21 protein-coding genes and 1 pseudogene are annotated in these 19,450 nt (G+C 71.8%); 11 read left to right on the forward strand and 11 right to left on the reverse strand.

All coding sequences use genetic code 11. The features are described 5' to 3' along the window. The first annotated feature begins 7 nt into the window (after nt 1-7). Both ABT297_RS35735 and ABT297_RS35740 read left to right on the forward strand, forming a co-directional pair. Nucleotides 8-1,219: a hypothetical protein gene (locus ABT297_RS35735; RefSeq protein ID WP_350556912.1), complete on the forward strand. Its 1,212-nt coding sequence runs from the start codon at nt 8-10 to the stop codon at nt 1,217-1,219. 20 nt (nt 1,220-1,239) lie between these two features. Next, on the forward strand, nt 1,240-2,088 hold the full coding sequence (locus tag ABT297_RS35740) for a PHP domain-containing protein (RefSeq protein WP_350556913.1): 849 nt from the start codon (nt 1,240-1,242) through the stop codon (nt 2,086-2,088). Nucleotides 2,089-2,174: 86 nt separating this feature from the next. Here the strand turns inward: ABT297_RS35740 and ABT297_RS35745 are convergent, their stop codons facing one another. Next, a complete protein-coding gene (locus tag ABT297_RS35745) occupies nt 2,175-3,431 on the reverse strand; it encodes a glycoside hydrolase family 18 protein (RefSeq protein ID WP_350556914.1) in 1,257 nt (418 codons plus the stop codon). Nucleotides 3,432-3,545: 114 nt separating this feature from the next. Here ABT297_RS35745 and ABT297_RS35750 point away from each other — a divergent pair, with 114 nt between their 5' ends. Genes ABT297_RS35750 through ABT297_RS35760 form a run of 3 tightly spaced genes read left to right on the forward strand, consistent with a single transcriptional unit; the run spans nt 3,546 to nt 5,899 of the window. Next, nucleotides 3,546-4,163 carry a MarC family protein gene (locus ABT297_RS35750; protein ID WP_350556915.1) on the forward strand — a complete coding sequence of 206 codons (618 nt, stop codon included), beginning with the start codon at nt 3,546-3,548 and terminating at the stop codon, nt 4,161-4,163. A gap of 38 nt (nt 4,164-4,201) precedes the next feature. Then, complete coding sequence (locus tag ABT297_RS35755) at nt 4,202-5,035, forward strand: RecB family exonuclease (RefSeq protein WP_502885699.1); 834 nt, start codon at nt 4,202-4,204, stop codon at nt 5,033-5,035. A 30-nt stretch (nt 5,036-5,065) separates the two neighbouring features. Continuing rightward, nucleotides 5,066-5,899: an LLM class flavin-dependent oxidoreductase gene (locus ABT297_RS35760; protein WP_350556917.1), complete on the forward strand. Its 834-nt coding sequence runs from the start codon at nt 5,066-5,068 to the stop codon at nt 5,897-5,899. Here ABT297_RS35760 and ABT297_RS35765 read toward each other — a convergent pair. After that, nucleotides 5,883-6,086, reverse strand: coding sequence for a DUF4190 domain-containing protein (locus ABT297_RS35765; protein ID WP_350556918.1), 204 nt, complete (start codon nt 6,084-6,086; stop codon nt 5,883-5,885). The two genes, ABT297_RS35760 and ABT297_RS35765, sit on opposite strands and share 17 nt — an antisense overlap. 116 nt (nt 6,087-6,202) lie before the next feature. On the opposite strand from ABT297_RS35765, the gene ABT297_RS35770 reads away from it, so the two are divergent. Further along, nucleotides 6,203-7,408 (forward strand): acyl-CoA dehydrogenase family protein, encoded by a 1,206-nt coding sequence (locus tag ABT297_RS35770; RefSeq protein WP_350556919.1) that lies wholly within the window; start codon nt 6,203-6,205, stop codon nt 7,406-7,408. Here ABT297_RS35770 and ABT297_RS35775 read toward each other — a convergent pair. The 5 genes from ABT297_RS35775 to ABT297_RS35795 all read right to left on the reverse strand — a co-directional run bounded on the left by ABT297_RS35775 (nt 7,405) and on the right by ABT297_RS35795 (nt 11,299). Then, a complete protein-coding gene (locus ABT297_RS35775) occupies nt 7,405-7,815 on the reverse strand; it encodes a CoA-binding protein (protein WP_350556920.1) in 411 nt (136 codons plus the stop codon). The two genes, ABT297_RS35770 and ABT297_RS35775, sit on opposite strands and share 4 nt — an antisense overlap. Before the next feature lie 25 nt (nt 7,816-7,840). Then, nucleotides 7,841-8,560 (reverse strand): hypothetical protein, encoded by a 720-nt coding sequence (locus ABT297_RS35780; RefSeq protein ID WP_350556921.1) that lies wholly within the window; start codon nt 8,558-8,560, stop codon nt 7,841-7,843. 43 nt (nt 8,561-8,603) lie between these two features. After that, nucleotides 8,604-9,314, reverse strand: coding sequence for a hypothetical protein (locus ABT297_RS35785; RefSeq protein WP_350556922.1), 711 nt, complete (start codon nt 9,312-9,314; stop codon nt 8,604-8,606). A gap of 66 nt (nt 9,315-9,380) precedes the next feature. Next, a complete protein-coding gene (locus tag ABT297_RS35790; protein ID WP_350556923.1) occupies nt 9,381-10,292 on the reverse strand; it encodes an SDR family NAD(P)-dependent oxidoreductase in 912 nt (303 codons plus the stop codon). Nucleotides 10,293-10,345: 53 nt separating this feature from the next. Then, nucleotides 10,346-11,299 (reverse strand): HpcH/HpaI aldolase/citrate lyase family protein, encoded by a 954-nt coding sequence (locus tag ABT297_RS35795; protein ID WP_350556924.1) that lies wholly within the window; start codon nt 11,297-11,299, stop codon nt 10,346-10,348. 74 nt (nt 11,300-11,373) lie between these two features. On the opposite strand from ABT297_RS35795, the gene ABT297_RS35800 reads away from it, so the two are divergent. Next, the gene (locus ABT297_RS35800) at nt 11,374-12,198 is read left to right on the forward strand and encodes an SDR family NAD(P)-dependent oxidoreductase (protein WP_350556925.1); all 825 of its coding nucleotides are present in this window, start codon (nt 11,374-11,376) and stop codon (nt 12,196-12,198) included. On the opposite strand, the gene ABT297_RS35805 is transcribed toward ABT297_RS35800, so the two are convergent. The 3 genes from ABT297_RS35805 to ABT297_RS35815 are packed head-to-tail and all read right to left on the reverse strand — an operon-like array spanning nt 12,176 to nt 13,956. Continuing rightward, the gene (locus ABT297_RS35805; protein ID WP_350556926.1) at nt 12,176-12,670 is read right to left on the reverse strand and encodes a hypothetical protein; all 495 of its coding nucleotides are present in this window, start codon (nt 12,668-12,670) and stop codon (nt 12,176-12,178) included. The genes ABT297_RS35800 and ABT297_RS35805 overlap by 23 nt on opposite strands. A 12-nt stretch (nt 12,671-12,682) precedes the next feature. Continuing rightward, on the reverse strand, nt 12,683-13,267 hold the full coding sequence (gene amrA / locus ABT297_RS35810; RefSeq protein WP_350556927.1) for an AmmeMemoRadiSam system protein A: 585 nt from the start codon (nt 13,265-13,267) through the stop codon (nt 12,683-12,685). Next, complete coding sequence (locus tag ABT297_RS35815) at nt 13,264-13,956, reverse strand: HAD family hydrolase (protein WP_350556928.1); 693 nt, start codon at nt 13,954-13,956, stop codon at nt 13,264-13,266. Before ABT297_RS35815 ends, amrA begins: the two co-directional genes overlap by 4 nt. An 80-nt stretch (nt 13,957-14,036) precedes the next feature. Between ABT297_RS35815 and ABT297_RS35820 the strand changes: the two genes are divergently transcribed. Continuing rightward, nucleotides 14,037-14,975 carry a DMT family transporter gene (locus ABT297_RS35820; protein WP_350556929.1) on the forward strand — a complete coding sequence of 313 codons (939 nt, stop codon included), beginning with the start codon at nt 14,037-14,039 and terminating at the stop codon, nt 14,973-14,975. Here the strand turns inward: ABT297_RS35820 and ABT297_RS35825 are convergent. Continuing rightward, nucleotides 14,921-15,779 (reverse strand): annotated as a pseudogene (locus tag ABT297_RS35825) (PhzF family phenazine biosynthesis protein). The gene ABT297_RS35820 and the pseudogene ABT297_RS35825 overlap by 55 nt on opposite strands. An 80-nt stretch (nt 15,780-15,859) precedes the next feature. Here ABT297_RS35825 and ABT297_RS35830 point away from each other — a divergent pair. From ABT297_RS35830 to ABT297_RS35840, 3 genes are all read left to right on the forward strand, one after another. After that, nucleotides 15,860-17,161, forward strand: coding sequence for a magnesium transporter MgtE N-terminal domain-containing protein (locus tag ABT297_RS35830; RefSeq protein ID WP_350556930.1), 1,302 nt, complete (start codon nt 15,860-15,862; stop codon nt 17,159-17,161). Beyond that, on the forward strand, nt 17,154-17,747 hold the full coding sequence (locus ABT297_RS35835; RefSeq protein WP_350556931.1) for a DUF1003 domain-containing protein: 594 nt from the start codon (nt 17,154-17,156) through the stop codon (nt 17,745-17,747). Before ABT297_RS35830 ends, ABT297_RS35835 begins: the two co-directional genes overlap by 8 nt. A gap of 236 nt (nt 17,748-17,983) precedes the next feature. Further along, the gene (locus ABT297_RS35840; RefSeq protein WP_350556932.1) at nt 17,984-19,126 is read left to right on the forward strand and encodes an Mrp/NBP35 family ATP-binding protein; all 1,143 of its coding nucleotides are present in this window, start codon (nt 17,984-17,986) and stop codon (nt 19,124-19,126) included. Nucleotides 19,127-19,450 lie beyond the last annotated feature (324 nt).

Consider the following 19,450-nt stretch of genomic DNA (forward strand, 5'->3'; position numbering starts at 1 on the left):
TGGGGACGTGACGATCATGCTGGAACACGAACTCCGCGAGACGTTCGCGGCCAAGGCGGGCAGTCCCCCGCCGGGGTCGCTCGCGTCGCTGACCGGGGCCGCCGACACCGCCATCCGCGGAGCCGCGCGGGTCCGCCGGCGGCGGCGCGCCGTGGTGACCGGCCTGTCCGGTTTCGTGGCCGTCGCGGTGGCCTCGGTCGCCGTCACACAGACGCTGACGGGGGGCGCCCCGGGCGACCTCCTCCCGCAGGCGCAGGGGCCCGCCAGCCAGCCCCAAACCGAGCAGCACCCATCGTCCTGGGCGTCCCGGAGCATGCCGGCGGCGCCGTCCGGGATGCGCGAGGTGGACGCGGTCAAGCCGAGCGCGCAGGCGGCCACCCGGGTGCGGCTGCAGCTGCCGGCCAGGAGCACGGTCACCGCGGCCTACCAGGCCAAGGACGGCTACCTGGTGGTCAACACCCAGCCCGACGGCGACAAGCAGCTCGTCCTGCAGGACGACAAGAACCAGCAGAAGGTCCTGGTCGAAGACGCGAGCAACATCACCGTGGCCAAGGACGGCAAGATGCTGGCGTGGGCGTCGCAGGGTCAGATGAACGTCGGCTCCCGCAGCGGCGACGACAGCAACAAGGTGACCGCCAAGTACTCGGTCGACGTCCCGGCGGACACCAAGCCGGTCACGTTCGTCGGCACCAACCTGGTGATCAGCAACGACGGCGAGGGCTTCGGCGTCTGGCCCACCGAAGGCAAGTACAACCAGAAGTGGGACACCACCGTGGTCCGCGTCTTCGGCGGCACCACGGACAACAAGGGCGTCTACGCGGAGGTCCTCGCCAAGGCCTCGGATACGCCGATGTGCCTGGCGCTGCTGGAGTTCGACCAGCCCTTCAAGAAGACCAAGAACACGATCTGCGGGCTGCCGGCGGCGGCCAAGGAGGGTGGCGCGCGGATCTCCCCCGACGGGCGCTGGCTCGCCTACCCCGTCAAGGGCCTCAAGCAGGTGGCGATCCTCGACTTGACCACGGTCTTCACGGACGGCAAGCCGAAGGTGTGGGACCTCTCGGTCACCTCGAATACCGTCTGGCTCAACGCGACGACGTTCGTGGTCGACAACGGCAAGAAGTTCCTCAAGCTCAACCCGGGCGCCAAGACGAGCGAGTACGACTCGCTGGACCAGGAGAGCGACGGGGCCGTGCTCATCGAGCCCCTTGCCGACCACTAGGGCCTCTATAGGCTGGGAGCGTGCGGATCGATCTTCACGCCCACTCCACCGCGAGCGACGGCACCTCGACGCCGGCGGAACTGGTCGCCGAGGCGGCCGCGGCCGGGCTCGACGTCGTCGCGCTGACCGACCACGACACCACGGCGGGCTGGCCGGCCGCGATCGCCGCCCGACCGCCCGGCCTGGCGCTCGTGCCTGGTGCGGAGCTGTCGTGCCGATGGCACGGGGGCGCCTGGCCGATCTCGCTGCACCTGCTGGCGTACCTGTTCGATCCGAGCGAGGCGGCGCTGGCCACGGAGCTGGCGCGGGTCCGGCTGTCGCGGGAGACGCGGGCCGAGCGGATGGTCGAGCTGATGTATGCCGACGGCATCGACGTCACCTGGGAAGAGGTGCTGCAGGACGCGGCCGGCGGCACCGTCGGCCGCCCGCATCTCGCCCAGGCGCTCATCCGGCGGGGCCTGGTCGGCACGGTCTCTGAGGCGTTCGAGCCGCAATGGCTGGGGCGGCGGTACCGGGTGCCGAAGGACGACCTCGACGTCTTCCTCGCGCTACGCCTGGTCCTGGACGCCGGCGGGGTGCCGGTCTTCGCCCACCCGCGGGCCAGCGTCCGCGGTCCGATCGTCCCGGACGAGCTCATCGTCGAGATGGCCGGAGCCGGGCTGTTCGGGCTGGAGGCCGACCACACCGACCACAGCCCGGCCGAACGCGAGCACGTGCGGGCGCTCGCCGGCAGGCTCGGGCTGGTCACCACGGGCAGCAGCGACTTCCACGGCACCAACAAGACGGTCCGGCTCGGCGCGCGGACCACGGCCCCGGAGGTGCTCGAGCGCATCGCCGCGGCCGGCCGTGGAAGCCGCGTGGTGGGGTGACCGCCGAGGACAGCGGCGCCGGCGCGTGTTGACGGGATCGTGCTCATGGGCCGCCCCGGACAGTCGCCGGGGCGGCCCACACATCGTTAGCGCAGGGTCGCGTAGATCGTCTTGGTGAGCGTGCCGTTGGCGTCGTCCATGTCGAGCGACCAGACCATCGCGCCGCCGTAGCCGGACGCGCGGACGAACAGGCCCTTCTGAGCCACGACGACCGGGTCGTCGAAGGTCCAGAACGTGCTGCCGTTGAACAGCCACGCGTGGCCCGTCAGCACGTCGCGATACACCTTGTAGCCCTGCTGCGGCAGCTTCGCGAGGACCTTGTAGTCCTCGTTGCCGGCCGCCCACGTGGCCGGCGCCGGGCCGGTCGCCGACTGGAACAGGCCGCGGTTGGCGTTGGTCACGCCGGTCCAGCCCTGGCCGTAGTACGGCACGCCCAGCACGAGCTGCTTCTTCGGCGCGCCACGGTCGGTCCACGCCTTGAGCGAGCTGGCCCCGCTGAAGTCCGGCGTGGTCGGGGCGCCCCGCGGCACGAACAGCGCGGACTGCTGGTTGGTCTTGGGCTCCCACGTGCCGTGGAAGTCGTAGCCCTGGACGTTGCCGAAGTCGAGGTACTTGAAGATCTTGTTCGCCTCGAAGCCGGCATCGATCTTGGCGGGCGCGGCCGGCAGGAACGCCGTCAGCGTCGCGTCCTTGCCCAGCTGCTTGCGGAACTCGGCGACGAGCAGCGTGAAGTTCTGCTTGTCCTCGGGGCGGATCACGTTGCCCGGGTTGCCCTCCGAGCCCGGCCACTCCCAGTCGAAGTCGAAGCCGTCGAAGACGCCGGTCGACGAGAATGTGTCGATGCAGGACTTGACCAGCGCCTTGCGCGACGCGTCGGTCAGCACGGCGTCGGAGAAGTTCGCCGACAGGGTCCAGCCGCCGAGCGACAGCAGGACCTTGAGGCCGGGGTGCTTCAGCTTGAGCTTGCGGAGCTGGTTGAAGTTGCCGTTGAGGGCCTGGCCCGGCTCGTCGGCGACGCCGTCGACACTCTCCTCCGCGGAGACCGGGCGCTGGTAGTCCGCCCAGGGGTCGGAGGAGACGCACTTGCCGGAGGCGTCGACGTCACCGAAGGCGTAGTTGATGTGGGTCAGCCGCGCGGCCTGCCCGCTCGTCTCGAGGTTCTTGACGTAGTACTGCCGGCCGTAGATGCCCCACTGGATGAAATACCCGACACGCTTGAACTGGTCCTGGTGCGCGGCGCTGTGGGCGCCCGCCGCCGTCCCGGGAATGAGGGCCAGCGACGTCGCCGCCAGCGTGGCCGCGAGCCCCGCAGACAGGCCCTTCAGGACTCTGCGTTTGCCCATAAACCCTCCATCTGTAAGGAAAGTTTGCTGTTATTCAGGCAAGGTAGGGGCGCCGCTCGATGGCGTCAAGACCCTGGTTTCCGCTCGATATGGGGCGGCCACGACAATCCGGTCGTGAATTTGAAGCTGCTCGGGGAAGTGTTCGTGACGCTCCTGGTCATTCTGGACCCGCCCGGAGCGGTGCCGATCTTCCTGGCGCTCACCGGCCAGATGGAGCGCCGCCACCGCCACCGGGCGGCACTGCAGGCGGTGGCGCTGGCGCTCGGCGTGATCGTGGCGTTCGCGGTGCTGGGCCGGCAGATCCTGGGCTATCTGCACATCGAGCTGCCGGCGCTGCAGGGCGCGGGCGGCCTGCTGCTGCTGTTGGTCGCCCTCGAGCTGCTGACCGGCAAGACCGACGATCCGCGCAACCAGGCGACCACCAACGTCGCGCTGGTGCCGCTCGGCACGCCCCTGCTGGCCGGGCCGGGCGCGATCGTGGCGACCATGCTGTTCGTGCGGCGCGCCGACGACTTCGCCGGGTACTCGGCGATCGCGGTGGGCATCATCGCCGTCATGATCATCGTGTACCTCGTGCTGCGCTTCTCCGGCTTGCTGGTGCGCATCCTGCGGCCCAGCGGCATCGAGGTGCTCACCCGGATCGCCGGCCTGCTGGTCGCGGCGATCGCGGTGCAGTTGCTCGCCGACGCGATCGGCGCCTTCGTGACGACATACCTGCACTCACCCCACTAGCATCGGCGCTTTCCTTTTTGTCGTACCCGGGTGGCAGGATGCTGGGCGTGGAGCAGTTGGGTCTATTCGCGGCGCCTCGAAGGCTGTTCACCTGCACGCCCAGCAAGCTCGGCAGCTACGAGGACTGTCCGCGCCGCTATCGGTATTCCTACGTCGACCGCCCGGCCCCGCAGAAGGGCCCGCCCTGGGCGCACAACTCGCTGGGCGCGTCGGTGCACACGGCGCTGAAGAACTGGTATGCCCTGCCCCCCGAGCGCCGCACCCGGGACGCGCTGCCCACCCTGCTCAAGGCGACCTGGGTCCGCGAGGGCTATCGCGACGACACGCAGGAGCGGGAGGCCTACCGGCGCGCCCTCAACTGGCTGGAGTCCTATGTGGAGGATCTCGACCCGGCCGACGAGCCGGTGGGTGTGGAGCGCACGGTGGCGGCCCGCACCGAGACGCTGGCACTGTCGGGGCGGGTGGACCGCATCGACCAGCGCGGCGACGAGCTGGTGATCGTCGACTACAAGACGGGGCGGAGCGCGGTGACGCCCGACGACGCCCGGGGGTCGCGGGCGCTGGCGCTGTATGCGATCGCGACAGCGCGGGTGTTCCGGCGGGAGTGCCATCGGGTGGAGCTGCACCATCTGCCAAGCGGGACGGTGGCGGCGCACGAGCACACGGCCGAGTCGCTGGCGCGGCACCTGCGGCGGGCCGAGGAGACAGCGGCGGACATCCTGGCCGCGGAGTCGGCGGTGACCTCCGGGGACGCGGCTCCGGATGACGCGTTTCCGGCTCTCGCCGGGCCGCGCTGCTCCTGGTGTGACTATCGGAAGGTCTGCCCGGCCGGGGCGTCCATGGCCATCAAGGATCCCTGGGCGGCCATCTGAAGAACCGCAGGTCCGGCGATGGAGGTCCGCGTGCGTTACGGGATTGATGTCTGCACACTTGGGGAGTTCGCCGAGCCTGGCCGGGTTGTCGAGGTCGCACGCGCGGCCGAGGCGGCCGGGTGGGAGGCGTTGTTCGTCTGGGACCATCTCGCGTTCGCCTGGGGCGTTCCCTCCGCCGATCCCTGGGTGGTGCTCGCGGCCGCCGCGCAAGCCACCGATCGGCTCCTCCTCGGCACCGCGGTCACTCCCTTGCCCCGCCGGCGGCCCGCCGTCGTGGCCAATGCCGTCGCCACGCTTGACCGGCTCAGCAACGGGCGCGTGGTGCTCGGGGTGGGAATCGGCGGCGTGGCCGTCGAGTATGCGGCCTTCGGGGAGGACGCCGGCGAACGCTCGCGCGCCGAGCGGCTTGATGAAGGGCTCGCCGTCGTGGCGGGGCTGCTCGGCGGGGAGCGTGTCGCGCACGCGGGGGTGCACTACACCGTCGACGGGGTGGCGCTCGCGCCGCCGCCCGTGCAGCGGCCTCGGGTGCCCATCTGGGTCGGCGGGCACAGCCGGGCGGCGTTGCGGCGGGCGGCCCGTCATGACGGATGGATCGCGGCCGGGGACGACGAGAGCGGCACGATGACACTGTCGCCCGAGGCCGTGCGCGAGGCCGTCGGATACGTCTCGCGGCACCGTGACGGCGGGGAGTTCGCGGTGGCCCTGGTCGGGGTTTCGCGCGGGCCGGATGACGCTTTGTTCGCGGCCTACGAAGGGGCGGGCGTCACCTGGTGGCTCGAGCACGTTCACGGGCGGCGCGGGACCTACGACGAACTCCTCGCGCGGGTCTCGGCCGGGCCGCCGGCCGTCAGAAGCCGGCCATGACGATCGGCACACCGCAGACGATCAGGAGCTCCGTGTAGCCGATGACCATCGCCGCCAGGGCCAGGCCGGCGCCGGGGCAGTGCTCCCGGCGGCACTGTGACCACGCGATGTGACCCATGAGGATGCCGAAAGGGGGTAACAACACGGCGCAGGCCAACGCTGCCACCGACATGCCGTTCACGCGCACCTGAGAACCATTTCACAGGGTGATGTGGCCTGGTCACATTGGCCTGGGGGCGGAAAACTCCGATACTTCGGAAATACTCGCCGGTAACCTGGCTGACCAACGGAGGTCTTCCCGACATGGCTCGTCTCGCTCGGACACCCGGGCTTACCGATGTACAGCAGTCGATGCTCGAGACCGTCCGTGCATTCGTCGACAAGGAGATCATTCCGCACGCGCAGCGGCTCGAGCACGAGGATGTCTACCCGGCCGACATCGTGGCGGGCATGCGGGAGATGGGGCTGTTCGGGCTCACCATCGCCGAGGAGTTCGGCGGGCTCGGCGAGTCCCTGCTGACCTACGCGCTGGTCGTCGAGGAGCTCTCGCGCGGCTGGATGTCCGTGTCCGGCATCGTCAACACGCACTTCATCGTGGCGTACCTCGTCTCCCAGCACGGCTCGGAGGAGCAGAAGCGGCGGCTGCTGCCCCGGATGGCGACCGGCGAGGTGCGCGGCGCCTTCTCGATGTCCGAGCCCGGCACCGGCTCCGACGTCGCCGCGATCCGCACCAAGGCCGTCCCGGACGGCGGCGACTGGGTGCTCGACGGGCAGAAGATGTGGCTGACCAACGGCGCGTACTCCGCCGTGGTGGCCACCCTGGTCAAGACCGACCTCGGCGCCGAGTCGGTGTACGGCAATATGACCACGTTCCTGCTCGAGAAGGAGCCCGGGTTCGGGCTCAACGAGCGGCTGCCGGGGCTGAACATCCCCGGGAAGATCGAGAAGATGGGGTACAAGGGCGTCGAGACCACCGAGATGGTGCTCGACGGGGTCCGGGTGCCCGGCTCGGCCGTGCTGGGCGGCGCCGAGAAGGTGGGGCGCGGCTTCTACCAGATGATGGACGGCATCGAGGTCGGGCGGGTCAACGTCGCCGCGCGGGCCTGCGGGATCTCGATTCGCGCCTTCGAGCTGGCCATCGCATACGCCCAGCAGCGCCAGACCTTCGGCGCTCCGCTGGTCAAGCACCAGGCGATCGCCTTCAAGCTGGCCGAGATGGCCACGAAGATCGAGGCGGCGCACGGGTTGATGGTCAGCGCCGCGCGGCTCAAGGACGCCGGGCAGCGCAACGACGTCGAGGCGGGCATGGCGAAGCTGCTGGCCAGCGAGTACTGTGCCGAGGTCGTTCAGGAGGCGTTTCGCATCCACGGCGGCTACGGCTACTCGAAGGAGTACGAGATCGAGCGGCTGATGCGCGAGGCGCCGTTCCTGCTGATCGGCGAGGGCACCTCGGAGATCCAGAAGACCATCATCAGCCGGGGTCTGCTGCGGGACTACGGGATCCGCTAGGGCTGGACCAGCGTGATCGCGTGCACGGCGCGGATGACCGCGATGCAGCTGTTCTCCACGAAGTCCACGCCCGCGGCCTCGGCCAGCACGCGCCCCTCCGGCGAGTAGATGCCGTCCTGCAGCCAGACCGCCGGCGCCCCGATGGCAAGCGCCTCCTTGACCACCTGGGTGGCGTCCGCGGACGGGCGGAACACGTTGACCAGGTCGACCGGGAACGGGACGTCGGCGAGCGTCCGGTAGCAGCGCTCACCGAAGATCTCGTCGGCGAACGGGTTCACGGGCACGATGCGCCATCCGTGCCGCCGCATCTGCCGCGGTACCGAATGTGCGACCTTCATGGGATCCCGGGAGGCGCCCACGACGGCGATGGTGCGGGCCTCACGCAGGATCTGTTCAGCGGTGCGCATGCGTCGACGTTAGCGCGCGGCGAGGTCAGCCATCCGCGACGCGCGACGGTCCCGTGACGATGGGCCCCGGGCCACCGCGCAGCCCGGCCGCGAGGCGGGCGCTCAGCAGCAACTCGTGCACGCGCCGGGCCTCCTCGGCCTGACCGATCGCGGTGCGGCGCTCCGGGTGCGACTGGTGGTACCCGATCAGATCCATGAGGAAGAGCAGGCTCGCGTCGACGCTGGACGGACGCAGCGTCACCGACCGGCGACGGCCCGAGACCAGCACGTCGAGCCGCGGGTGCTCCCGGTCGCCGTTGAGCTCGACGCCGCCGATCCGGTCCCAGGCGTACCGCGCGCCGCGCACCTCGATCCCGGTGGCGCTCAGCCGCAGCGCGGGCGTGTGCCGGACCAGCCGCGTGACCAACCGCACGCCGATGCCGAGCGACACGGCCGCGGCGAACGCGGCGGCGCCCACCGGGACCGGGTCGGGTGCGGCGAACAGTATCGTGAGGACCATTATCGTCGCGACGGCGAAGGCGCGCCCGGCGCGCGCGGAGGCCAGCCGGGGCGACGGGTGGAACTCCCAGCCGGGCCGGGCCGGCGGCTCCTCGCGACGGCGCAGGTCGGTGATCAGCTGGTTGACGAGGAAGCCGATAAGCCCGGCCAGGGCTAGCCAGAGATACCCGCCAGGAGCGAGCGCCCGCACGAGCACGCCGGCGCCCAGGACGATCAGCGACGGTACGACGACCCAGGACCAGCGCATGTATCGATGTTACGGAGGACGCGCGACCCGTCGCTTCCGTCGATCAGCCGGACTGGCGGGCGAGGGCGCCGCGCAGCCGGTCGAGCTCCTCGATCGTGCCGATCTCGGACCGGCGCTCCGGGTGGTCGAGGTACGCGTGGATCGAGCGGAACAGGAACCACAGCGACACGTCCAGCGGGACCACCTGGCCCGGCTGGAAGCGCTTGATCGGCCGCCCGCGCACCAGCTCCGGGCGGGCGAGCGTCCACTGGGGACTCTCCGGCCCGGCCTCGAGCGCGGCCCACGGCACGAACGAGCGCCCGCCGTCGATCGCGATCCCGGCCGGGGTGATCAGCAGCGGCCCGCTGCGGATCATGCGGAACAGCAGCAGGGCCATGGCCGAGGCGTTGAGCACCAGGATCGCCCAGGCCAGCGTCGGCACGATCCGGCCCGGCACCCGCAGGCCGTTGAGCGCCATGAGCAGCAGCGCGGCGCTGAGCAGCCCGTTGAAGACGCACTGCCGGCGAAACGCGGGCGAGACCGCGAAGGCCGCCCGCCCGTCGAAGACGACCAGCCGAAACGTCGAGGGCCCGCGCGTGGACCGGGTGAGCTGGACGAGCCCGACGACGATGCCCAGGGTGGTCAGCGGCTGCAGGACCAGCAGCAGCGGCAGGAACGCCTCTGGCTCGTCGGCGAGCAGCACGAAGCCGACGGCCGACCCGACGGCGACCGGCGGCCCGAGTAGCACCGCATAGTCACCGGAACGCGCCCCCATGCCGCCGAGCCTAGCCAGCCAACCTGATGATTGGCTGACTGCGCCGCCACAGCCACTGTGGATTACCTAACGGTACTGAGCCTCCCGAACGCTGTTGCCGCCGTCGACGACAAGCATCTGGCCGGTGATGTACGAGGCGCCGGGCGAGCACAGGAACGCGATGGTGGCGGCGACCTCCTCCGGCGTGCCGGGGCGCCCCATCGGCGTGCCGAAGCCCTGCTTGAGTTCGACGAGCGTCGACGCGCCGGTGTGGATGATGCCGGGCGCGACCGCGTTGACCGTGATGCCGTCGGCGACGAGCTCCATCGCCAGCGCCCGGGTGAGCCCGACCACGCCGGCCTTCGCCGCCGCGTAACCGGCCTCGGCGGGCAGCGCGTTGACCGGGCCGGCAGTGGCAGCCAGGTTGACGATCCGGCCCCAGCCGTGCTCGGCCATGCCGCCCACGAAGGCCCGGCTGACCAGGAACGCCGTGGTGAGGTTGCGGTCGATCTCGGCGCGCCACTCGTCGTAGGTCAGCTGTGCCACCGGGCGCAGCACCTCGGGGCTCGCCTTGCTGGCCAGGCCGGCGTTGTTGACCAGGATGTCCACCGCGCCGAGCTGGTCGTTGATCGCGTCGGCCAGGGCGCCGACCTCGGCCTCGACGGTGAGGTCGGCGACAAACCCGATGACGCCGAGCTCGCTGGCCCGGTCGTGGATGCGCCGGGTGGTCGAGACGATCGCGACCGCGGCACCCATCTGCTTGAGCCGGCGGGCGGTCGCGTAGCCGATGCCGTCGGGGCTGCCCGCGCCGGTGACCAGGGCGACCCGCCCGTCGAGCCGGTCGACGGCGGTCGGGGCCTCCTCGCCTGCCGGGTCGCCGGCGAGTTCGGGACCACTGGACGGTACGGCCCGCAGGGTGCGCCGCGCGGAGGACGGCCGGCTCGCATCGCGCCGGCCGCTCTTGCCCGCGGGGCCGCTGGAACGTAGGTCGGGTGCCATAGGGCAAATCCTGCCTTCCGGATCCACCGGCGGGCAATGCGACGCGCGTTTTCTCAGTTCGGCGGGGTGAACGCGGTGGTGCGTTTCATCCCTGCGGCCCGGCCCTTCGCCGAGATGACCAGCGCCATCTTGCGGGATGCCTCGTCGATCATCTCGTCGCCGAGCATGACCGCGCCGAGCTTGCCGCCGGCCTCGGAGGTGTAGTAATCGTACGCGTCGAGGATGAGCTCGGCGTGGTCGTAGTCCTCCTGCGCGGGCGAGTACACCTCGTTGGCCGCGTCGACCTGGCCCGGGTGCAGCACCCACTTGCCGTCGAAGCCGAGCGCGGCGCTGCGCCGGGCGACCTCGCGGAACGCGTCGACGTCGCGGATCTGCAGAAACGGTCCGTCGATCGCCTGCAGGTCGTGCATCCGGGCGGCCATGAGGATGCGCATGAGGATGTAGTGGTAGGGGTCGCCCGGGTAGTCGGGGATCAGCGCGCCGACGACCAGCGACTTCATGTTGATGGAGGCCATGAAGTCGGCCGGGCCGAAGATGATCGTCTCGATCCGCTTGCTCGCGGCGGCGATCGCGTCGACGTTGACGAGGCCGGCCGCGTTCTCGATCTGCGCCTCGATGCCGATCTTCCCGACCGGCAGGCCGATCGTCTTCTCGATCTGGGTCAGCGTCAGGTCGAGCCACTCGACCTGGCCGGCGCTCTGCACCTTGGGCAGCATGATGCAGTCGAGGTTGTCACCGGCTCCCTCGACGACCTCGACGACATCGCGGTACGTCCACGGCGTGGTCAGGTCGTTGACCCGCACGACGCGGGTCTTGCCGCCCCAGTCGCCGTCGTTGAGCGCGGCCACGATGTTCTTGCGGGCCTCGGGCTTGGCCAGCGGCGCGACGGCGTCCTCCAGATCGAGAAAGACCTGGTCGGCGGGCAGACCCTGGGCCTTGCCGAGCATCTTCACGCTCGACCCGGGAACGGCGAGGCACGAGCGGCGCGGTCGTCCGAGGGCGGCCATGGCGGGGCTCCTTAGCGAAGGTTCAGGGGGCTGCCTCACGGTAGCCTCGTTGCGTGAGTACGCAGAATGCCCCTGTGGGAGATTTCACCGGCCGTACGGTGGTGATCACCGGGGCGAGTTCCGGAATCGGCCTCGCCGCCGCCATTGACATGGCCCGCCGCGGCGCCAACCCGGTCCTCGTGGGCCGCAACCCGGCTCGGCTGGAGGCCGCCGCGGCGGCCGTGCGGGAGGCGGCGGGCGGGCGCACGGTCCCCGCGTACCGCAGCGACTTCGCGAAGCTCGACGACGTGCACGTGCTCGTCGATCATCTGCGCCAGCGGTACCAGCGCATCGACGTGCTGGCCAACAACGCCGGCGGGGTGGTGCGCGGCCACGCCGTGACCGCCGACGGGTTCGAGGCGACCCTGCAGACCAACCATCTGGCCGCGTTCCTGCTCAGCAATCTCCTGCGTGAGCAGCTGCGGGGCGGCCGCATCATCAACACCGCCTCCGGCGCGCACGCGTTGGGTGCGCTCGACCCCGGCGACCTGCGCGGCGCCCGCCGGCGCGGGATGTGGCGGCAGTACGGCTCGGCCAAGCAGGCCAACATCATGTTCGCGGCGGAGGCCGCGCGCCGCTGGCCGGACATCATGTCGGCGTCGTACCACCCGGGTTTCGTCCGCAGCCGCTTCGGCTCGACGATCGGCATCAACGTGATGGCCCGGCTCGTGCCGTTCGCACGCACCCCGCAGCGCGGCGCCGACACGCTGGTCTGGCTGGCTGCGACGCCACCGGTGCAGCTCACCTCGGGCGGGTACTACATCGACCGCAAGCTCGCGCGGCCCACGAAGGCGACCACGGATCCGGCCCAGGCCGCCCGGCTGTGGGACGAGAGCCTCAGCGCCGTGGGTCTCGCGTAGCGCCACGGACCTTGTGCAGCCGGAACGGGCGGGGCGGGATGCGCGTCGCCGGGGTCGGCCGGGGCGGCGCGGCCTGGGAGTCGTCGGGCAGCTCGGCGCCGGCGCCGGCCGGGGTCAGCCGGCTCACCACGCACCGCTCGGCCCACGCCCGGGCCAGGTCCTCGGCCCCGCCAACGCCGTTGAGCCGCTTGCCGGCCAGCTGCGGCACGAGCTCGGCCCACGCCTCGTCCACCGGGGCGATCCGGCTCACGTCGGCGGGAAAGGTGACGATCCGCCCGCCGTGGTCGCCGCGCAGGCTCACCTCGGCGACGGCCGCCTCGGCCAGACCTGGGACGGCCTGCTCGCCCTCGCCGCTGACGACCAGCAGCGCGCCGCCGAGCCACGCGCACCACACCAGGGTCGCCGGGCGTCCACCGACGGCGACCCAGGCGACGGCGGCCTTCTTCACCGCCTCCTCGACCAGCGCGTCCATACCACCATCCAATCACGGCGGCAGGATGGCGCGGGGCGCGTGGTCGTGGAACTCGGTCGAGCCGTACCGCAGCGCGGTCAGCCCGGCGGGCCACTCCGGCGCCGGCCAGCCGCCCTTGCGCAGCAGCGCGGCGAGGAACTGCTCGGGGTCGGGCAGCTTGGCCCACACCGCCGGCAGGAACGTCGCCAGCCGCCCATCCTGCTTGATGATGAGCCCGTCGACGCCCGGGCGTAACGCGGCCAGCAGCTCCTCGCGGCTCTCCGCCGGGATCGGCTCCGGCGCACCGAGCACCGCCACCCTGACGTCCAGCGCCGGCCAGTCGACGGCGGTGACCGGGGGCAGCCGCGGGTCGCTCATCGCACGCAGCGCGTTGTGCACCACGTCGCGGTGCAGCGCCCGGACCGGCTCCAGGCTGCCGACACAGCCGCGCAGTGCGCCGGCGCGCTCGAGGGTCACGAACGAGGCGCCGATGTCGTGCAGCGCGCTACCGACCGGGATCCGCGCGGCGAGCCGGCCACCGGTGAGCCGCGCATGGACCGCGTCCGCCGCCAGGCGGGCGAGGAACCGGCCATCCGTCAGCGGCAGCGTCGCCGTCACGCCACCAGGATAGGCGCCCCGACCAGCTCCGGTATCCGCTCGAGCGATTCGATCGACGCGCCCCGCCAGTCCGGCTCGGCGTGGAAGGTCAGGTGACCACCCAGGTCAGGGGCGCGCAGCTGGACGGCGGTGAGCCCGAACCGGGCGGCGCCGGTGAGCTCGCGGCCGTCACCGTCGCCGACGTAGAGGCAGCGACGGGGATCGACGTCCAGCAGCGCGCAGGCGGTGGCGTACATCGCCGGGTGCGGCTTGGCGTGGCCGACCTGCGAGGAGTACACGGCCACGTCGAACAGGCCGGCCAGCGGTGAGCGCGGCAGGAGCATCGGCAGCTCGAACCAGCAGTCGCTGACGATCGCGATGCGCACCCCGGCGGCCCGCAGCGCCCGCAGCACGGGTACGGTCTCGGCCCGCAGCGGCGCGTCCTGCCGCAGCGTCGCCATGCGCAGCTCGACGGCCTCGCGCAGCTGGCCGGTGGTCGGCTCTGCGCCGAGCTCGGCGCAGAGCCGGCGTAAGCCCGCGAGGTGCCCGCCATATGCGCCACGGGTGCGATCGTCGTAGGTCCGGTCCAGCAGCGAGACCCATTCGGCCGGGTCGACCCCGAGCACCTCGGCGGTGCGGCGGTGGCCGCGACCACGGCGGACGGCACGCGTACACGTGTTGAAGTAGTCAAAACAGACGGCTTCGATCACCGTTCGGACCTCCTTATATCCCCCGAACGGTCTACCTGGCGGCGAAATGACTTAGTGTCGGATCCACGACAATTCGCAGCATGCGTAAGGTCGGGCTCCCCACCGTCGCCGCACTGGCGATCGCGATCGTCGCGGTCTCCGCCTCGGCGCCGCTCATCGCGTTCGCCGCCGCGCCGGCCCTCGCGATCGCCTTCTGGCGCAACGCGATCGGTGCCGCCGCGCTGGCCCCGGCCGCCCTCACGCGGCGCCGCGTGCAGTTGCGCGATCTGCTGCGGCCCGGCGCCGGGCGGCGGACGTTGGCGGTCACGGTGCTGTCCGGGGTGTGCCTGGCGGTGCACTTCGGCACCTGGGTGCCCAGCGCGAAGCTGACGAGTGTGGCGATGTCGGTGGCGCTGGTCAGCACCGCGCCGGTCTGGACCGCAGTGGTCGCGGCGGCCCGCGGGATCCGGGTCTCGGCCGGCACCTGGGCCGGGATCGGCATCGCGGTCGCCGGCGTGGCGCTGGCCACCGGCACCGACCCGCACCTGTCCGGCCGCGCGCTGCTCGGCGACGCGCTGGCGCTGACCGGCGGGATCGCCGCGGCCGCATACACGCTGCTCGGCGAGCGCGCTCGGGCCAGCCTCGCCACGACCGTGTACGCCTCGCTCTGCTACGCGACCTGCGCGGCCCTGCTGCTGGTCGCGTGCCTCGCGGCGGGGGCGGAGCTGTGGGGGTACGACGGCCGGACCGTCCTGGCGATCGTGGCCATGACGCTCGGGCCCCAGCTGCTCGGCCACACGCTGGTCAACTACTCGCTGCACCGGGTCAGCGCCACGACGGTCGCCGTGCTCCTCCTGCTGGAGGTGCCGGGCGCGCTCGTCATCGCCTGGCTGCTGCTGGGGCAGTTGCCGGCGGCGCGCACGGTGCCCGGCATCGCCGTGCTGCTCGCCGGCGTGGCGGTGGTCGTGCTCGACGGCCGGCGGCGTCAGCCCACGAAGGGCGGCACGATCATCTCGCCGGAGGCGATCGGCACGACGTGACCGCCCACGGAGGCGGAGACGGCCTTCCCGCCACTCGCGGTCACCGTGCAGTGCAGGGCCGAGGGGCGGTGCATCTCCAAACCCTGGGCGATCCCGTACGCCGAGAGGCCGTCGCCCGGCAGCAGTCCGCTGGTCACCAGCCAGACGCCGAGCCCCATCGCCGCCGATCCCGTGGCCGGGTCCTCGGCCACGCCCACCTCGGGCACGAGTACGCGGACGTGCGCGAGGTTCCGCTCGGTGTCCCAGTGGAAGACGCTCAGGTTGTCGACGGGCCGCTGCAGGCGCACCCGCCCGACCGCCTCGTCCGTCACCGAAAGGAAGGCGAACTCCAGCCCGCAGCCGGCGAGCCGCGGCGCCGGGCCCACGAAGTCCGCCTCGGTCAGCCCGATGGACTCCAAGAGCGGCAGCGGGTCGAGCGCCGGGCCGACGGTCGGCACGCCCCCGGTGACCGTCGCAGTGCCGTGGCCCTCGTCGATGTGGATCGGCAGCAGCCCCGCCCCGCACTCCTGCACCACGCCGGGACCCTTGATCGCCCCGTTGCGCAGCAGCGTCACCGCGCAGCCGACGCTCGGGTGCCCGGCGAAGGGCAGTTCGGTGCCCGGGGTGAAGATCCGCACACGGTACGTCGCCTCCGCGCTCGTCGGCGGCAGCACGAAGATCGTCTCGCTGAGGTTGAACTCGCGCGCGATCGCCTGCATCTGCTCCGCGGCCAGGGTCTCGGCGTCATAGACGATCGCCAGGGGGGTTGCCGGTGAAGGGCCGATCGGTGAAGACATCTACGACGGAATACCGCACCATGCTCATATCGGCAGCCTAGGTGCCGACGGCCCGGCATGATCGGTCCAACGGCGACGCCGTGGATTCCTTAAGTAGGCTTGAGCCTCGTGAGCATTGCGCCGCGAGTCTACATCGCGCGCCTCGCGGGCCTGAGCGTGTTCGATCCGAACGGCGACCAGGTCGGGCGGGTGCGTGACGCCGTCGCGCGGGCCCGGATCGGCAACCAGCCGCCCCGCGTGGTGGGGCTGGTTGCCGAGATGCCGATGCGCCGGCGCATCTTCCTGCCGATCGGCCGGATCACCGCCCTCGAGCCCGACGCCGTCGTTCTCAACACCGGCACGCTCAATCTACGCCGCTTCGAAAAGCGCCCGGGCGAGTTGCTGGTGCTGGAGGACTTCATGGACCGGCACGTCACCGTGGCGGCGACCGGCCGCGCCGGCGCCGTCGTCGACGTGGCCATGGACGCCGATCGCACCGGCGAGTGGTCGCTGTCGAGGGTCGCCGTGCGCGAATTCACCGGCCGACTCACCCGCCGGGGCCACCTCAACCAGCTCGAGTGGGGCGAGGTCGCCGGGCTGACCGGGGAGCCGCAGACGCAGGGCACCGCCGGGCTGCTCGCCGTGCTGGACAATATGCGCCCCGCCGACCTCGCCAACGTGCTGCAGGACCTCTCCGAGTCCCGCCGCGTCGAGGTCGCCGCCGCCCTCGACGACGAGCGCCTCGCCGATGTGCTCGAGGAACTGCCCGAGCACGACCAGCTGGAGATCATCACGGCCCTGGAGCCGCAGCGCGCCGCCGACATCCTCGAGGAGATGGACCCCGACGACGCGGCCGACCTGCTCGCCGAGATGCCCAAGCCGGAGCAGGAGGTGCTGCTCGACCTGATGGAGCCCGACGAGGCCTCCCCGGTGCGGGCCCTGCTGGAATACGCGCCCGGCACCGCTGGCGCCGTCATGACGTCCGAGCCGATCGTCATGGCCCCCGATGCCACGGTCGCCGAGGCCCTCGCGCGCATCCGCGAGCCGAAGCGGTCCCCCGCCGTTGCCGCCGGGGTCTTCGTCACGCGCCCGCCGATGGCCACTCCCACCGGCCGGTACCTCGGCGTCGTGCACTTCCAGCGGCTGCTGCGTGAGCCCCCGTCGGCGCTGCTGGGCGGGGTGGTCGACAACGGCATCGACCCGCTCGCCCCGGACACCACGCTGGCCGAGATCACTCGCCGGATGGCGACCTACAACCTGGTGGTGATGCCCGTGGTCGACGACAACGACAAGCTGGTCGGCGCCGTCACCGTCGACGACGTGCTCGACCACCTGCTGCCCGAGGACTGGCGCGACCGCGACCATGCCGAGCCGTTGAGCATCGCCGTCCCGGGGAGCGCGTCCGGCACCATCGGCGGCGGCCGTGGCTGAGCGCCGGCGGCTGGACCAGCCGCGGGAGTCCCGGATCACGCTGCCGCGGTTTGATCCGGAGGCCTTCGGCCAGTGGTCCGAAGGCATCGCCCGCTTCATGGGGACGGCAAAGTTCCTCGTCTACATGACGGTCGTGATCCTGGTGTGGATCGCGTGGAACACGCTCACCCCCAGGAGCTGGCAGTTCGACCCGTACACGTTCACGTTCCTCACGCTGATCCTGTCGCTGCAGGCCTCCTACGCGGCGCCCCTCATCCTGCTCGCCCAGAACCGCCAGGCGGACCGCGACCGCCTGGCCGCCGAGGAGGATCGCCGCCGGGCCGCGGCGCAGAAGGCGGACACGGAGTACCTGGCGCGCGAGATCGCCGCGCTGCGTATCGCACTGGGCGAGGTGGCGACGCGCGACTTCATGCGCTCGGAGCTGGCACGGGTCGCGGAGGAGCTCGACGAGGCCGCCGACCGCCGGGCGAAGGCGGAGCGCAAGAAGGTCCGCAAGGCCCTCGGCTCCCTGGCCGACCCCCTGAACCCGATGGACGAGCCCGACGATTCGATCGACTCGGACGACCCTCCGCGCCGCCGCCGCTGACCTGCTCACGCACCCCGACACCTCGTGCCGGATTTTTCGCCTTTGTCGCGACTTGTCGCATCACGCCGCGCGCCTCAAGGGGCTAGGCGCGCGGCGTGTAAACGATGGTCGCATCGGATTCGGCACGCGGACAAGCCCCTCAGGGCGACATAGTTCATCAATCGGGCGTGTGATGCGTTCCTCGCTCGGTCCTTACCCGGCGAGGTGAGGGCGCCGTCCGACGTAACATGGCACCCATGTCAGCCCCGGCCACCACCGTTGAGGACGCGATCACCGCAGCGCTCGCGACCGTCGACGACCCTGAGATCCGCCGGCCCATCACCGAGCTGGGCATGGTCCGCGACGTCACCCTCCGCCCCGACGGGGTCGCCGCGATCGGCATCCTGCTCACGGTGGCCGGCTGCCCCCTGAAAGACAAGCTTCGCACGGACATCACCAACGCGGTCGGCGCCGTCCAGGGCGTCACCGGCGTCGAGATCGACTTCGGCGTGATGACGCCCGAGCAGCGCAAGGACCTGCAGACCAGCCTGCGCGGCGACGTGCAGGAGCCGGTCATCCCGTTCGCTCAGCCCGGCTCGCGCACCCGCGTCTACGCGATCGCCAGCGGCAAGGGCGGCGTCGGCAAGTCCAGCGTCACGGTCAACCTCGCCGCCGCCCTCGCCGCGCGCGGCCTCTCCGTGGGCGTGGTTGACGCCGACATCTACGGCCACTCGGTCCCCCGCATGCTGGGCGCCGATGGCCGCCCCACCCAGGTCGAGTCCATGATCATGCCGCCCTCCGCGCACGGCGTGAAGGTCATCTCGATCGGCATGTTCACCCCCGGCAACGCCGCGGTCGTCTGGCGCGGCCCGATGCTGCACCGCGCCCTGCAGCAGTTCCTCGCCGACGTGTACTGGGGCGACCTCGACGCGCTCCTCCTCGACCTCCCCCCGGGCACCGGCGACGTGGCCATCTCCCTGGCCCAGCTCCTGCCCTCGGCCGAGATCCTGGTCGTGACCACCCCGCAGGCCGCCGCGGCCGAGGTGGCCGAGCGCGCGGGCTCCATCGCCCTGCAGACCCACCAGCGCATCGTCGGCGTGGTCGAGAACATGTCGTGGCTCGAGATGCCCGACGGGCAGCGCATGGAGGTCTTCGGCGCCGGTGGCGGCCAGACGGTGGCCGACTCGCTGACCCGCATGGTCGGCGCGAAGGTTCCGCTCCTCGGCCAGATCCCGCTCGACACCCGCCTCCGCGAGGCCGGCGACGTCGGCCTGCCGCTGGTCCTGGCCACGCCGGACGCTCCGGCCGCCGTGGCCCTGTCGTCGGTGGCCGACAAGCTGGCCCTGCGCCGCGAGAGCCTGGTCGGCAAGCCGCTGGGCCTGAAGCCCGCCGGCCGCTGATCTGCGAGCACCCGGCCACGGGCGGTCTCGGCCACAGTCCGGCTGGCTCGCGCCACAGTCCGGGCTCGCATGGGCCACCAGCACGCCACAGCCCGCTTCGCGGCCACGAGCCACGGGCCACGGGCCCACGGGGCCACGGGCAGCCTCCGCAAGCCGCCATCACGCCACAGTCGGGGGGCTCGCAGGGCCACCAGCACGCCACAGCCCGCTTCGCGGCCACGGGCCACGGGCCACCGGGCCACGGGCCACGGGCCACGGGCCACGGCCAGCCTCCGCAAGCCGCCATCACGCCACAGTCGGGGGGCTCGCAGGGCCACCAGCACG

The organism is Dactylosporangium sp. NPDC000555 (genome assembly GCF_040300025.1).
Taxonomy (GTDB): domain Bacteria; phylum Actinomycetota; class Actinomycetes; order Mycobacteriales; family Micromonosporaceae; genus Dactylosporangium.

Coding starts and splice junctions, on each gene's coding strand:
- ABT297_RS35775 (WP_350556920.1), bottom strand. CDS start 7,815: ATGCGCACCGCTGAACAGATCCTGCGTGAGGCCCGCACCATCGCCGTC.
- ABT297_RS35805 (WP_350556926.1), bottom strand. CDS start 12,670: ATGGACGCGCTGGTCGAGGAGGCGGTGAAGAAGGCCGCCGTCGCCTGG.
- ABT297_RS35795 (WP_350556924.1), bottom strand. CDS start 11,299: ATGGCCGCCCTCGGACGACCGCGCCGCTCGTGCCTCGCCGTTCCCGGG.
- ABT297_RS35770 (WP_350556919.1), top strand. CDS start 6,203: ATGGCTCGTCTCGCTCGGACACCCGGGCTTACCGATGTACAGCAGTCG.
- ABT297_RS35840 (WP_350556932.1), top strand. CDS start 17,984: ATGTCAGCCCCGGCCACCACCGTTGAGGACGCGATCACCGCAGCGCTC.
- ABT297_RS35780 (WP_350556921.1), bottom strand. CDS start 8,560: ATGCGCTGGTCCTGGGTCGTCGTACCGTCGCTGATCGTCCTGGGCGCC.
- ABT297_RS35745 (WP_350556914.1), bottom strand. CDS start 3,431: ATGGGCAAACGCAGAGTCCTGAAGGGCCTGTCTGCGGGGCTCGCGGCC.
- ABT297_RS35755 (WP_502885699.1), top strand. CDS start 4,202: ATGCTGGGCGTGGAGCAGTTGGGTCTATTCGCGGCGCCTCGAAGGCTG.
- ABT297_RS35785 (WP_350556922.1), bottom strand. CDS start 9,314: ATGGGGGCGCGTTCCGGTGACTATGCGGTGCTACTCGGGCCGCCGGTC.
- ABT297_RS35790 (WP_350556923.1), bottom strand. CDS start 10,292: ATGGCACCCGACCTACGTTCCAGCGGCCCCGCGGGCAAGAGCGGCCGG.
- ABT297_RS35820 (WP_350556929.1), top strand. CDS start 14,037: ATGCGTAAGGTCGGGCTCCCCACCGTCGCCGCACTGGCGATCGCGATC.